This is a genomic window from Caballeronia sp. Lep1P3 (assembly GCF_022879595.1).
Lineage (GTDB): Bacteria > Pseudomonadota > Gammaproteobacteria > Burkholderiales > Burkholderiaceae > Caballeronia.
The window spans coordinates 238,710-249,825 of record NZ_CP084265.1 but is presented as its reverse complement, the minus strand read 5'-3'; the positions used below and the strand labels follow the sequence as shown (position 1 = coordinate 249,825).

Sequence of the window (11,116 nt, the reverse complement as noted above, 5' to 3'; positions counted from 1 at the left end):
GCTCAGGCACTAGCTGCTGCGGGCTTGAAAAGCTGCTTTCTTTGGTTACTTTCTTTGCAGCAGCAAAGAAAGTGACCCCCGCCCCGGGGAGGGGCAACGCTAATAGACCGACACCAAAACTAAGCACCGAAGCAAAGCACCGAATAGACCGACACGAACAATCAGCACCAACAAAAATAAGCGCCAACGAAACTAAGTACGAACTAAAAATCCCTAACTAAAAACCCCCACCTGTACGGCCTCAACCCGCGCCGCATGCACAGCCTCCTTAATGCGAGCAGGTTCAAGCGCAAACCTCTGCGCAACAGCCCCCGCATCGACGGATCGCGCCGCCACGAGCGCCTCGCGCAAACGCTCCGCCTGCGGATAAGCCTGCTGCTCGAGTCCAAGCCGCCCGCGCGCATCCGCGACACAGGCCTGAAGCGCTTCCGCAAAGCGCGCAGGCTTGCGCAACGCATCGGTGCGTTCGAAAAGCCGCACGAGCGCCGCCGCGCCCATGTCCATCACGCGATGAATGTTGCCGTGCTCCCGCGCGACCAGCATCGCAAGATCGCGGCATTCGTTCGGCACGCGCAAGCGCTCGCACAAAGGCTTCAGCAAATCGACGCTGCGCCCCTCGTGTCCGATGTGACGCGGCAACACGTCCTCCGGCGTCGTCGCCTTGCCGAGATCGTGCGTCAGCGCGGCGAAGCGCACCGGCAGCGCATAGCCCTGCGACGCCGCATAGTCCAGCACCATCATCACATGCACGCCGGTGTCCACTTCCGGGTGATAGTCCGCACGCTGCGGCACGCCCCACAGCGCATCCACTTCGGGAATAATCCGCGCGAGCGCACCGCAGCCGCGCAACACCTCGAACATGCGCGACGGCCGCTTCTCCATCAATCCGCGCGACACTTCCTGCCACACGCGCTCGGGAACGAGCGCGTCGACTTCGCCAGCTTCGACCATCCGCTTCATGAGCGCCTGCGTCTCGTCGGCGACGCTGAAATCCGCGAAACGCGCCGCGAATCGCGCGAGCCGGAGAATGCGCACCGGATCTTCGATGAACGCGTCGCCCACATGACGGAAGAGCTTGTTCTTCAAATCGCGCTGGCCGTCGAACGGATCGATCACCGGGCCGACGAGTTCGCCCGCCGGATTCACCTCGCGCGCCATCGCGTTGATCGTCAGGTCGCGCCGCGCCAGGTCCTCTTCGAGCGTCACGTCCGGCGAATAGTAGAACTGAAAGCCGTGATAGCCCGCCGCCGTCTTGCGCTCGGTACGCGCGAGCGCGTATTCCTCGTGCGTCTGCGGATGCAGAAACACCGGAAAGTCCTTGCCGACCGGCCTGAATCCCTGCGCGACCATCTGCTCGGGCGTCGCGCCGACGACCACGTAATCGCGATCCACCACCGGCACGCCCAGCAATTCGTCGCGGATCGCGCCGCCTACCGCATAGATGTTCATCGCGCGGCTTCCTTCTTCGCGTCGGCAATCCACGCGGCGACGGACGGCAACGCGGTCACGCGCGCGCAGTACTCGTGCGCGCGTTCGCTGATCGCGGGCGCGTAGGAGTTGAACCGCATCGCGACGGGCGCGAACATCGCGTCCGCTATGCAGAATTCATCGAACAGAAACGGCCCGCCCGATGCCGCGAGACATTCGCTCCAGATAGCCTCGATCCGCGCGATGTCCGAGAGCGTCGCGGGCGTCGCGCCGATGCCCGGCGCCTGCGTCGCGATTTCCATCGGCATGTTCTGGCGAAGGTCCGAAAAGCCCGCGTGCATTTCCGCGCTGATGCTGCGCGCGCGCGCGCGGGCGGCGGCATCGCGCGGCCACAGCGCGCGATGCGGATACTGCTCGGCAAGCGTTTCCATGATCGCCAGCGATTCCCACACGACATCGCCCGCATCCGTGACGAGGCACGGCACCTTGCCGGACGGCGTGATATCGAGAATCTTTCGCTTCGTGTCGGGCTGGCCGAGGCGGATCAGCGTTTCCTCGAACGGAATGTGGAAGTGCTTGAGCAGCACCCAGGGACGCATCGACCAGGAGGATGAGTTCTTGTCACCGATAACGAGTTTCATACGGTCGGAAGATCAACGGTGCGCCGTGGCGCGGAAAGTATTGAAGCGCGAACGCGGCGACATGCCCGTGAGATACAGCGGCGCGATCGCCTCGATGCTCGCTGGCTCGCCGATGCCGAGTTCCGGCGCGAGCGGCGCGCTCGCGATGCTCGGCGTCTTCATCGAATCGAGATTGTCGCGCGACATGATCGGTTCGCCGGGCGCCATTTCGAGCGTCATCGCCTGGAGGCGGCCGAGGCTGTCCGGCAGTTTGACGATGCGCGCATGCTTGCCGATGGTCGCGCCCGCGAAACGCACGAGTTCCGCGAGCGTGTAGACGGCCGGACCCGCGAGTTCGTAGGTCATGCCGTTGGCGGCATCGAGGTCGAGCACGTTGACGATGGCCTTCGCGACATCGCCGACGAACACGGGCTGGAATTGCGCGTCGGCGCACGCGAGCGGGATCACCGGAAAGAGGCGCTCGAGAAACGCGAACTGATTGAGCAGATTGTCCTCGGGACCGAAGACCACCGAACTGCGGAAGATCGTCCAGTCGAGGCCCGATTCGCGCACGAGCTTTTCGCCGTCGCCCTTCGAGCGCAGATACATGCTCGGGCCGTCCGCGTCCGCGCCGATCGCGCTCATGTGAATGAGCCGGCGTACGCCCTTCGCTTCGCACGCGGCGACGATCTTGCGCGGCAGTTCGACGTGCGCGCGCGCGAATTCGGGACCGTAGGGATCGCCGCGCCGCCCCTGCAATACGCCGACGAGATTGATGACGGCATCCGCTTCCGCGACGAAACCGGCGAGCTTCACGGGATCGTGAACATCCGTTTCGACGACATCGACCGGTAGCAGCGTGAGATGCGCCGCGTTCGCGCGCCGCCGCGTGGCGATGCGCACGCTTTTGCCGAGATCGACGAGCGCGTTGACGAGATGACTGCCGATGAATCCCGAGCCGCCGATGAGCGCTACGTTCTGATGTCGCATGTTCGCCTCTTGGAAACGGGGCTGACGAATGCGGGGCTGATACGAATAGGCGAGCCGCCGCGCGTTCTTGCGTTGTCGAATGCCCGAACGCGCGGCGTCGTATGAATGCGCTTACGGCGCGATATAACCCAGCCGCGCCTTGAGCGATTGCGGACGGCCCTCGAACAGCGCCGCGTAGTACACGGTGTTCGACAGCACGTTCTTCACGTAATCGCGCGTCTCGGAGAACGGAATGGTTTCAGCAAAAACCGCGCCCTCGACCGGCGCGCGCAAATCCTGCCGCCACTGGCGCGGCCTGCCCGGACCGGCGTTGTAGCCAGCGGTGGCGAGCACCGGCGAATTATCGAACTGATTGTAGATCATCGACAGGTAATTCGTGCCGAGCAGAATGTTGGTGTCGATGTCGTTCATCTGCGCGCGCGAAAGCGAACCCAGGCCGATTTTTTTCGCGACGAGTTGCGCTGTGCCGGGCATCAGCTGCATGAGGCCGCCCGCGCCAACCTCCGAGCGCGCATTGATGATGAAGCGCGATTCCTGGCGGATCAGCCCGTAAGCCCACTCGATGTCGAGCCCGGTCGTCTGCGCGTCGCGCTCGACGATATCGCGGAACGGCGAGAGATAGCGCAGCGAGAAATCGTGCTCGCTCTTCGTCTTGTCGGCGGTGTTCACGGTGCGGTCGAACAGTTCGATGCGCTTCGCATACTGCGCGGCGGCGAGCAGTTGCCGGTCGGTCATCGTGCGCAGCGGCCAGTTCCATTCGCGATTGCCTTCGAGCCGCATGTTGAGCGCGTAGAAACGCTGCGACAGCGCGAAGCCCGGCACTGACTGCATCTGCGCGATTTCGGCGTCGGAGACGGTCGTGCGCGGCGGCACCGTGATCTTCTGCCCGAGTTCTTCGAGCGCGAGCTGGCCGTAGAAGTTGTATTGATCCGCGATGCTCTGCAATTCCTGATTGGCCGCAGCCGCGTCGCCCGCCTGCTTGACGGCGCGCGCGTGCCAGTAAACCCACGCGGGCTGCGCGCGCAATGTCGGCGGCATCTGTTCGATGGACCAGCGCACCATGTTCCAGTCGCCCGCGAGGAGCGCGCTGCGCGTGCGCCACTCATACGCCGGATTCGACAACTGCGCGTTCGCCGACAGCCGATACCAGTCCGCGGCCGCCGCCATGCGCTTCAACGCCGCCTGATAACCGATCGTGCCCCAGCCGGTCGCGCGCTCGGCGGCCGTGAGGCTAGGCGCCACGGTGCTGAACGTCGCGGCGGCCATCGCGGGATCGTTGCGGGCGAGGCGCGTGACGGCGAGCAGCGTGAGCTGATGCGCGGGTGTGTTCGGCATGACGCCGCGCGCGAGATAGAGCGGCGGCTTGTTCACGGCGTTGTCGAGCAGTTCCGGCTTCGGCCGTTCCTGACCGAGCGCATCGACGATATTCGCGCCGGTCGTCGTGTAGTTCTGTTCGTAGGCGAGGCGGATTTGCTGCCAGATGTCGTCGCTCGTGAACTGGCCGGACTCCGCGAGCGCCGCGATCAGATCGACGCAGCCGTCGCCGTACCACTTCGGATCGACGAGCAGCGCGCGCGCCGCATCAGCGACGTTCTCCCCGCGCGACTGGCGCGCTTCGAGCGCGTAGCACTTGACCTGCGTGTCGTCGTTCAGGACGAAGCGGGCATATTCCTTCTCGAAGGTGCGCCAGTCGTGACGGCCGCCGAGCACGACGAGGTAATCGTTGCGCATGCGGTCCGCAATGGCCTGGCCGTCGTAGCGCTGCAGGAACGAGAGCACCGGCGCATCGGGCGCGTCGGGGCGCGCGTGGCCCTGCGAATCGAAGAGTTGCGGCTTGATCGTGAAATAGTCGACGTAGCCCGGCGCCGGGTAATCCGGAATTTGCGCGGCGAGTGCGGCGGCACGGCCGGCGTCGTTCGCGCGGGACGCCTCGCGCAATTGCATGAAGATGCGGTCGTCGGAGGAAGGCGAAAAGTCGGCGTCGGGACGGATGGCCGATGCGGTTCCACAGGCCACCAACGTCGCGGCGGCAAGGGCGTAACCGACCGCGAGATATACTCGGTTGAAGCGTTTTGACATCGTTATTGACTGGAGCGCGAGGTGGTCCAAAGATCGGTTGAAAGCATAGCACGCAACGTTTGCGCGGAACCTAAAAGCACGCTGCGCGCGACGCTGCTCGCACGCCGCGAGGCGCAGGCCGAAGCGCCCGCGCAAGCCGCGCGAAACGCGGCGCTCGGCAAGCGTCTGCGCGCGCTGCTCGACGAACGCGCGGTCACATGCGTCGGCTTTTACTGGCCGGTGGCGGGCGAATTCGACGCGCGCGCCGTGCTCGCCGACTGGCTCGCATCGCACGATGCGCGCGTGGCCGCGCTGCCCGTCGTCGTGCAGCCTCATGCGCCGATGGCCTTCCACGCGTGGCGTCCCGATTCGCGCATGAAGCCGGGCCGCTACCGCATTCCCGTGCCGGAGGACGAGCGCGTCACGGTGCCGGAATTGCTGCTCGTGCCGTGCGTCGGTTTCGATGCGCACCGCTATCGGCTGGGCTACGGCGGCGGCTATTACGACCGCACGCTCGCGGCGTGGCCTGCGGCGAAGAAGCCGGCGACCATCGGCATCGCGTATGAAATGGGCCGGCTCGACGCGTTGCCGCGCGAATCGCACGACATGCCGCTCGATGCGATCGTCACCGAATCCGCGCGCTATTGAGCTTCTATCGAGCCGCGCTCAGAGCGAAGCCGCCGCGCGCGCGGCGGTGTCGTAGAGGCCGGATGCGTTGCGCATCAGTTGCGCGGCCTCGCCGATCTGTTCGTTGGACAGCCCGCTTTCCGTGAGCGCGGAGATGAGGCAGCTTTCGCGCACATCGCGATATTTGCCGCACAGTTCGCGGCCCGCTGGCGTCGCCGAGAAGAACACTTCCTTGCCGCTCTTTTCGCTCGTCACGTAGCCGCGCGCAACCAGTTTCTTGAGCGCGTAGGTGGCGACGTGCGTGTCCTCGATATTGAGCACGAAGCAGATGTCCGCGAGCTTTTTCTTGCGGTCGCGATGATTGACGTGGTGCAGCAGCGACACTTCCACCGCGGTCATGTCCTTCGCGCCGGCCGCGGACATGCAGCGCACCATCCATCGGTTGAACGCGTTGCTCGCCATGATGAGCGCATATTCGAACTCGGAGAGTTCCGCGCTGGTTTCGGAGACGAGATGTTCGGACGACACGATCTTGGCAGAGTGACGCGACATGGCGATGACCGTATGAAGTGCGTCGGAGTGTAGCGCAACGCTTTTGCGCGGCACTCCAGACAAACGCGTATTGATAATTTCTCGATAATTTATTGACAATGTAACATTCTGAGACGGCGCGGCGGGACCGGAAAGACGATTCCGATTCCGCACGCGCCGCGCTCGAAGGGCCGACACGAACGCATGACCAGACCACGAATTTTTCCGCTCGGCGATAGCGCGCTCGTCTGCGAAGCCGCGCCGCCCGCCACGATCGACTGCCAGCGCCGCATCTGGACGCTCGCGGACCACGCGCGCCTCTTGCCGCACGTCGTGGAAGTCGTGCCGGGCATGAACAATATGACGATCGTCTTCGATCCGCTCGAAGCCGATTACGAAAGCCTCGCCGCGCAGCTCGACGCGGGATGGGACGCGGCCGGTCACGCCGACACGCCGGGCGCCGAGATCGAGATTCCGGTGCGTTACGGCGGCGCCGACGGCCCGGACCTCGCGGCGCTCGCGGATCACGCGGGGCTTTCCATCGACGAAGTGGTGAAGCGTCACACCGAAGCCGAATACATCGTGTTCTTTCTCGGCTTTCAGCCGGGCTTCGCGTATCTCGGCGGGCTCGATCCCGCGCTGCACATGCCGCGCCGCCGCGAGCCGCGACTCGAAGTGCCGGCGGGGTCGGTCGGCATCGGCGGGGCGCAGACGGGCATTTATCCGGCGACGTCGCCGGGCGGATGGCAGTTGCTCGGCCGCACCGAACTCAGCCTTTTCGATCCGTCGCGCAATCCGCCCACGCTGATGCAGCCCGGCGACCGCGTGCGCTTCACGGCGCTGGAGGTGCGCGCATGATCGACGTGATTCGTGCGGGCGTGCTCTCGACGGTGCAGGATTTAGGCCGCCACGGTTATCGGCACCTCGGCGTCAGTTCGGGCGGTGCGCTCGATGCGCTGTCGCTCGAAATCGGCAATCGCATCGTCGGGAATAAGCCGGATGCGGCGGGCATCGAAGTGACGTTCGGGCCGACCGTGCTGCGCTTCAAGCGCGCGACGCGCATCGCCATCACCGGCACCGATTTCGGCGCGACGCTCGACGACACGCCCGTCTATTCGTGGTGGAGCCTGCCCGTGCGCGCGGGCCAGGAACTGACGCTGCGCGCGGCGAAGCGCGGCATGCGCGGCTACGTATGCATCGCGGGCGGCATCGACGTTTTGCCGATGCTCGGCTCGCGCAGCACCGATCTCGGCGCGTGCTTCGGCGGACTCGGCGGACGCGCGTTGCGCGACGGCGACCGCTTGCCGGTGGGCGTGCCGCAGCCGCACAAGGGCATCGCGTTTTCGCCGGAAGAACCGGCCTTCGGCGTGAAGGCGCCCGCGTGGTGCAGGTTCGTCCTCGTCGACGAACCCGTGCGCCGCGGCCGCCACGCGCCGGGGCTTGCGTGGGCCGCGCCGATCCGCGTGTTGCGCGGCCCGGAATACGCGAGCTTCAGCGACAAGGCGCATCAGGACTTCTGGAACGAGGAATGGACGATCACGCCGAACAGCAATCGCATGGGCTTTCGGCTCGCGGGCACGCCGCTCGCGCGCAGCGACAAGACCGAGCTGCTCTCGCACGCGGTCTTGCCCGGCACGATTCAGGTTCCGCCGAACGGCCAGCCGATCATCCTGATGGGCGACGCGCAGACGACCGGCGGTTATCCGAAGATCGGCGCGGTCATCCGGGCGGATTTGTGGAAGCTCGCGCAAGTGCGTCTGAACGGCGGCGTGCGCTTCATCGAGACATCGGTGGAGGAAGCGCGCCATGCGCTCGCGCAGGAGCGGCAGTATGTGAGCCAGGTTGAAACGGCCATCGCGATGCACGAAGACCGCATCGCACGATGACGACAAACGCAACGACGAACGCAACGACTATTTCGAACGACAAAATCATGGAAATCGATCTGAACGCCGATCTCGGCGAAGGCTGCGGCTCCGACGAAGCCCTGCTCGACCTCGTCAGTTCCGCGAACATCGCGTGCGGCTGGCACGCGGGCGGCGCCACCGCGATGCGCGACTGCGTGCGCTGGGCAGTGGAAAAAGGCGTGGCCATCGGCGCGCATCCGAGCTTCAACGATCCGGAGAACTTCGGCCGCAAGGAAATGGACCTGCCGCCCGAGGAGATTTACGCGGGCGTGCTGTATCAGCTCGGCGCGCTCGGCGCGATCGCGAAGGCGGAAGGCGGACGCATCGCGCATGTGAAGCCGCACGGCGCGCTCTACAACCAGGCGGCGAAGACGCCGGAAATCGCGGATGCCATCGCCGCCGCCGTGCGCGACTTCGATCCGTCGCTGCTCGTCTTCGGTCTCGCGAACAGCGGTCTCGTCGATGCCGCGCGTCGCGCGGGTCTCGTCGCGATCGAGGAAGTGTTCGCGGACCGCGGCTATCGCGCGGACGGCTCGCTCGTGCCGCGCAAGGAGCCGGGCGCGCTGCTCGACGACGAAGACATCGTCCTCGACCGCACGCTTTCCATGATTCGCGAGCAGCGCGTGCAGGCCGTCTCCGGCGACTGGGTGCCGCTCAACGCGCAGACGATCTGTCTGCACGGCGACGGCGAGCATGCGCTCGCCTTCGCGCGGCGCATCCGTGGCGCGCTTGCCGATGCGGGCATCGGCGTTCGCGCCGCCCGCGCCGCCTGACGCCGTCGCATGAAGCATCGAACGCCCCGTTGAAAGCCGGGGCGTTTTAACAAGCGGCCACGAGAGCCGCATGTCGTAGCGTGAATAGCCACGCGCTCGCTTCGAGGCGCGATGTTTTCATCGACAAAACGTTTGGAGATCTCATGGCAACCCCAGTCAGCTTGTGGCCGCTCATCGGCGTGGCCGTCATCATCGTGGGCTTCGTGCTGCGCTTCAATCCGATGCTGATCGTCGCCGCCGCCGCGATCGTCACCGGCTTTGCGGCGCACTTTCCGGTGGAGCGCATTCTCACGGCCATCGGCAGCGGCTTTCTGAAGACGCGCAACATTCCGCTCATCATCCTGTTGCCGCTCGCGGTGATCGGCCTGCTCGAACGTCACGGCCTGCGCGAGCGCGCGCAAATCTGGATTTCGAGCATTCGCGCGGCGACGGCCGGGCGGCTTCTGATCGTCTATCTGCTCGTGCGCGAACTGACTGCGGCGGTCGGTCTGACGGGCCTCGGCGGGCATCCGCAAATGGTGCGGCCGCTGCTCGCGCCGATGGCAGAAGGCGCGACCGAAGCGCGCTACGGCAAGCTATCCGACGCGGTGCGCTTCAAACTGCGCGCGTATTCGGCGGCAACCGACAACGTCGGCCTCTTCTTCGGCGAGGACATCTTCGTGGCGTTCGGCGCGATCGTGCTGATGGTCACGTTCCTGAAGGAGCTCGGAATCGTCGTCGAGCCGATGCACGTCGCGGTGTGGGGCATCCCGACGGCGATCTGCGCGTTTCTCATCCACGGCTTCCGACTGTGGCTGCTGGACCGCCAGTTGACGCGCGAACTCGACGCGCTCACGCGCAACGTCGCCGGAGAAAAGGCATGACGCTCACGATCAACTATCTCTTCTATCTCGTCGGCATCGTGCTCGTGGTCGTCGCGGGCATGATTCTCACGGACAAGTCGCATCCCCGGCGTCTGACGGCGGGCGTCTTCTGGCTGATCTACGCGCTGATCTTTCTGGTCGGCGACTGGATTCCCGTGCCGGTGGTCGGCGTGCTCGTCGTGGCGATGGCGCTGATCGCGGGCCTGGGCGGCGTCACCGGCGCGAAGCCGAAGATGCTCTCCGAGGAAACGCGCCGCCAGAGCGCCATGCGCCTTGGCAACAAGCTCTTCATCCCCGCGCTGACGATTCCCGTCGTCACCGTGATTCTCACGCTCGGCGCGAGTCATCTCGTGTTCGGCGGCAAGCCGCTGATCGAGTTGAAGAACGTGACGCTCATCGGCTTCGGCGTCGGCTGCGTGATTGCGCTGGCGGTCGCCTGCGTCATGACGCGCGATACCGTCGGCCAGTCGATGCGCGAAACGCGCCGGCTCATCGACGCACTTTCGTGGGCGGCGGTGCTGCCGCAGATGCTCGGCATGCTCGGGCTCGTGTTTTCAGATGCGGGCGTCGGCAAGGCCGTCGCGCATGTGACCACGGCTTACGTGAACATGGACTATCGGCTCGTCGCCGCGGCGGTGTATTGCATCGGCATGGCGCTTTTCACGATGGTCATGGGCAACGGCTTCGCCGCCTTCCCGGTGATGACCGGCGGCGTCGGCGTGCCGGTGCTCGTCGGCGTGTTCCACGGCAATCCCGCGACGATGGTCGCGATCGGCATGTTCTCCGGCTACTGCGGCACGCTGATGACGCCGATGGCCGCGAACTTCAACATCGTGCCGGCGGCGCTTCTGGAGTTGCCGGACAAAAACGCGGTCATCAAGGTGCAGGTGCCGACCGCGCTGACGCTGCTGGTCGTGAATATCTTCTTGTTGAACTGGTTGATGTTTATTTGAAAGGCGGCGGGCGGCCGTAAGCCGCCTGTCCCTCGCGCGCTCCGTTGCCGACGATTCGCGCGCTCGCAAGCCGTTCGGCGCATGGCCGCATTGCGGCGCACCGGCCTTCCCTCTTCGCGTAATGGCGATGCGTCGTCACCGCGCCTTTTGTCTCGCGCGCTCCCGCCCGGGCGCGCCGACGCCTCCGCCTGATTCCCGATCCTGACCGTCTCGCCGCGCGACCACGACGCGGCGCCTGACTATTCTTTTCGCGCTTCTTACGTTATCCAGTCGCCCCGCAGCCAACTGCGTCGGCAAGATGCTGCGCATCATCCAATTTCGGATAAAGCCGATTTCGGCTTCTGACCGCTTACCGCAGACTCTCGG

Annotated in this window: 11 protein-coding genes; 6 read left to right on the top strand and 5 right to left on the bottom strand. The window is 65.4% G+C overall.

Translation table 11 applies throughout. From position 1 onward, the window contains the following. Window positions 1-213: 213 nt before the first annotated feature. The 4 genes from LDZ27_RS01090 to LDZ27_RS01075 form a co-directional block, all read right to left on the bottom strand. A complete protein-coding gene (locus LDZ27_RS01090; protein WP_244814952.1) occupies window positions 214-1,449 on the bottom strand; it encodes a multifunctional CCA addition/repair protein in 1,236 nt (411 codons plus the stop codon). Next, window positions 1,446-2,069, bottom strand: coding sequence for a glutathione S-transferase family protein (locus LDZ27_RS01085; protein ID WP_244814951.1), 624 nt, complete (start codon window positions 2,067-2,069; stop codon window positions 1,446-1,448). The genes LDZ27_RS01090 and LDZ27_RS01085 overlap by 4 nt, the downstream gene beginning before the upstream one ends. Window positions 2,070-2,081: 12 nt before the next feature. Continuing rightward, on the bottom strand, window positions 2,082-3,038 hold the full coding sequence (locus LDZ27_RS01080; protein ID WP_244814950.1) for a complex I NDUFA9 subunit family protein: 957 nt from the start codon (window positions 3,036-3,038) through the stop codon (window positions 2,082-2,084). A gap of 111 nt (window positions 3,039-3,149) precedes the next feature. Next, the gene (locus LDZ27_RS01075; RefSeq protein ID WP_244814949.1) at window positions 3,150-5,117 is read right to left on the bottom strand and encodes a lytic transglycosylase domain-containing protein; all 1,968 of its coding nucleotides are present in this window, start codon (window positions 5,115-5,117) and stop codon (window positions 3,150-3,152) included. Between the two features lie 21 nt (window positions 5,118-5,138). Between LDZ27_RS01075 and LDZ27_RS01070 the strand changes: the two genes are divergently transcribed. Continuing rightward, window positions 5,139-5,744, top strand: coding sequence for a 5-formyltetrahydrofolate cyclo-ligase (locus LDZ27_RS01070; RefSeq protein WP_244814948.1), 606 nt, complete (start codon window positions 5,139-5,141; stop codon window positions 5,742-5,744). An 18-nt stretch (window positions 5,745-5,762) separates the two neighbouring features. On the opposite strand, the gene LDZ27_RS01065 is transcribed toward LDZ27_RS01070, so the two are convergent. After that, window positions 5,763-6,275 (bottom strand): winged helix DNA-binding protein, encoded by a 513-nt coding sequence (locus LDZ27_RS01065; RefSeq protein ID WP_244814947.1) that lies wholly within the window; start codon window positions 6,273-6,275, stop codon window positions 5,763-5,765. Between the two features lie 183 nt (window positions 6,276-6,458). Here LDZ27_RS01065 and pxpB point away from each other — a divergent pair, with 183 nt between their 5' ends. The 5 genes from pxpB to LDZ27_RS01040 all read left to right on the top strand — a co-directional run bounded on the left by pxpB (window position 6,459) and on the right by LDZ27_RS01040 (window position 10,750). Continuing rightward, window positions 6,459-7,112, top strand: a complete 654-nt coding sequence (gene pxpB, locus LDZ27_RS01060; RefSeq protein ID WP_244814946.1) for a 5-oxoprolinase subunit PxpB — start codon at window positions 6,459-6,461, stop codon at window positions 7,110-7,112. Beyond that, entirely contained in the window at window positions 7,109-8,140 is a 1,032-nt protein-coding gene (locus LDZ27_RS01055) for a biotin-dependent carboxyltransferase family protein (RefSeq protein WP_244814945.1), read from the top strand. Before pxpB ends, LDZ27_RS01055 begins: the two co-directional genes overlap by 4 nt. Before the next feature lie 47 nt (window positions 8,141-8,187). Beyond that, entirely contained in the window at window positions 8,188-8,934 is a 747-nt protein-coding gene (gene pxpA, locus LDZ27_RS01050; RefSeq protein ID WP_244814944.1) for a 5-oxoprolinase subunit PxpA, read from the top strand. Window positions 8,935-9,077: 143 nt separating this feature from the next. Further along, window positions 9,078-9,797 carry a DUF969 domain-containing protein gene (locus tag LDZ27_RS01045; RefSeq protein WP_244814943.1) on the top strand — a complete coding sequence of 240 codons (720 nt, stop codon included), beginning with the start codon at window positions 9,078-9,080 and terminating at the stop codon, window positions 9,795-9,797. Continuing rightward, window positions 9,794-10,750: a DUF979 domain-containing protein gene (locus LDZ27_RS01040; RefSeq protein ID WP_244814942.1), complete on the top strand. Its 957-nt coding sequence runs from the start codon at window positions 9,794-9,796 to the stop codon at window positions 10,748-10,750. Before LDZ27_RS01045 ends, LDZ27_RS01040 begins: the two co-directional genes overlap by 4 nt. The last annotated feature ends 366 nt before the right edge of the window (window positions 10,751-11,116 follow it).

Bases quoted from the DNA above. Each gene is read 5' to 3' on its own strand.
- LDZ27_RS01090 (WP_244814952.1), bottom strand. From the start codon at position 1,449: ATGAACATCTATGCGGTAGGCGGCGCGATCCGCGACGAATTGCTGGGC.
- LDZ27_RS01085 (WP_244814951.1), bottom strand. From the start codon at position 2,069: ATGAAACTCGTTATCGGTGACAAGAACTCATCCTCCTGGTCGATGCGT.
- LDZ27_RS01080 (WP_244814950.1), bottom strand. From the start codon at position 3,038: ATGCGACATCAGAACGTAGCGCTCATCGGCGGCTCGGGATTCATCGGC.
- LDZ27_RS01075 (WP_244814949.1), bottom strand. From the start codon at position 5,117: ATGTCAAAACGCTTCAACCGAGTATATCTCGCGGTCGGTTACGCCCTT.
- LDZ27_RS01065 (WP_244814947.1), bottom strand. From the start codon at position 6,275: ATGTCGCGTCACTCTGCCAAGATCGTGTCGTCCGAACATCTCGTCTCC.
- pxpB (WP_244814946.1), top strand. From the start codon at position 6,459: ATGACCAGACCACGAATTTTTCCGCTCGGCGATAGCGCGCTCGTCTGC.
- LDZ27_RS01055 (WP_244814945.1), top strand. From the start codon at position 7,109: ATGATCGACGTGATTCGTGCGGGCGTGCTCTCGACGGTGCAGGATTTA.
- pxpA (WP_244814944.1), top strand. From the start codon at position 8,188: ATGGAAATCGATCTGAACGCCGATCTCGGCGAAGGCTGCGGCTCCGAC.
- LDZ27_RS01045 (WP_244814943.1), top strand. From the start codon at position 9,078: ATGGCAACCCCAGTCAGCTTGTGGCCGCTCATCGGCGTGGCCGTCATC.
- LDZ27_RS01040 (WP_244814942.1), top strand. From the start codon at position 9,794: ATGACGCTCACGATCAACTATCTCTTCTATCTCGTCGGCATCGTGCTC.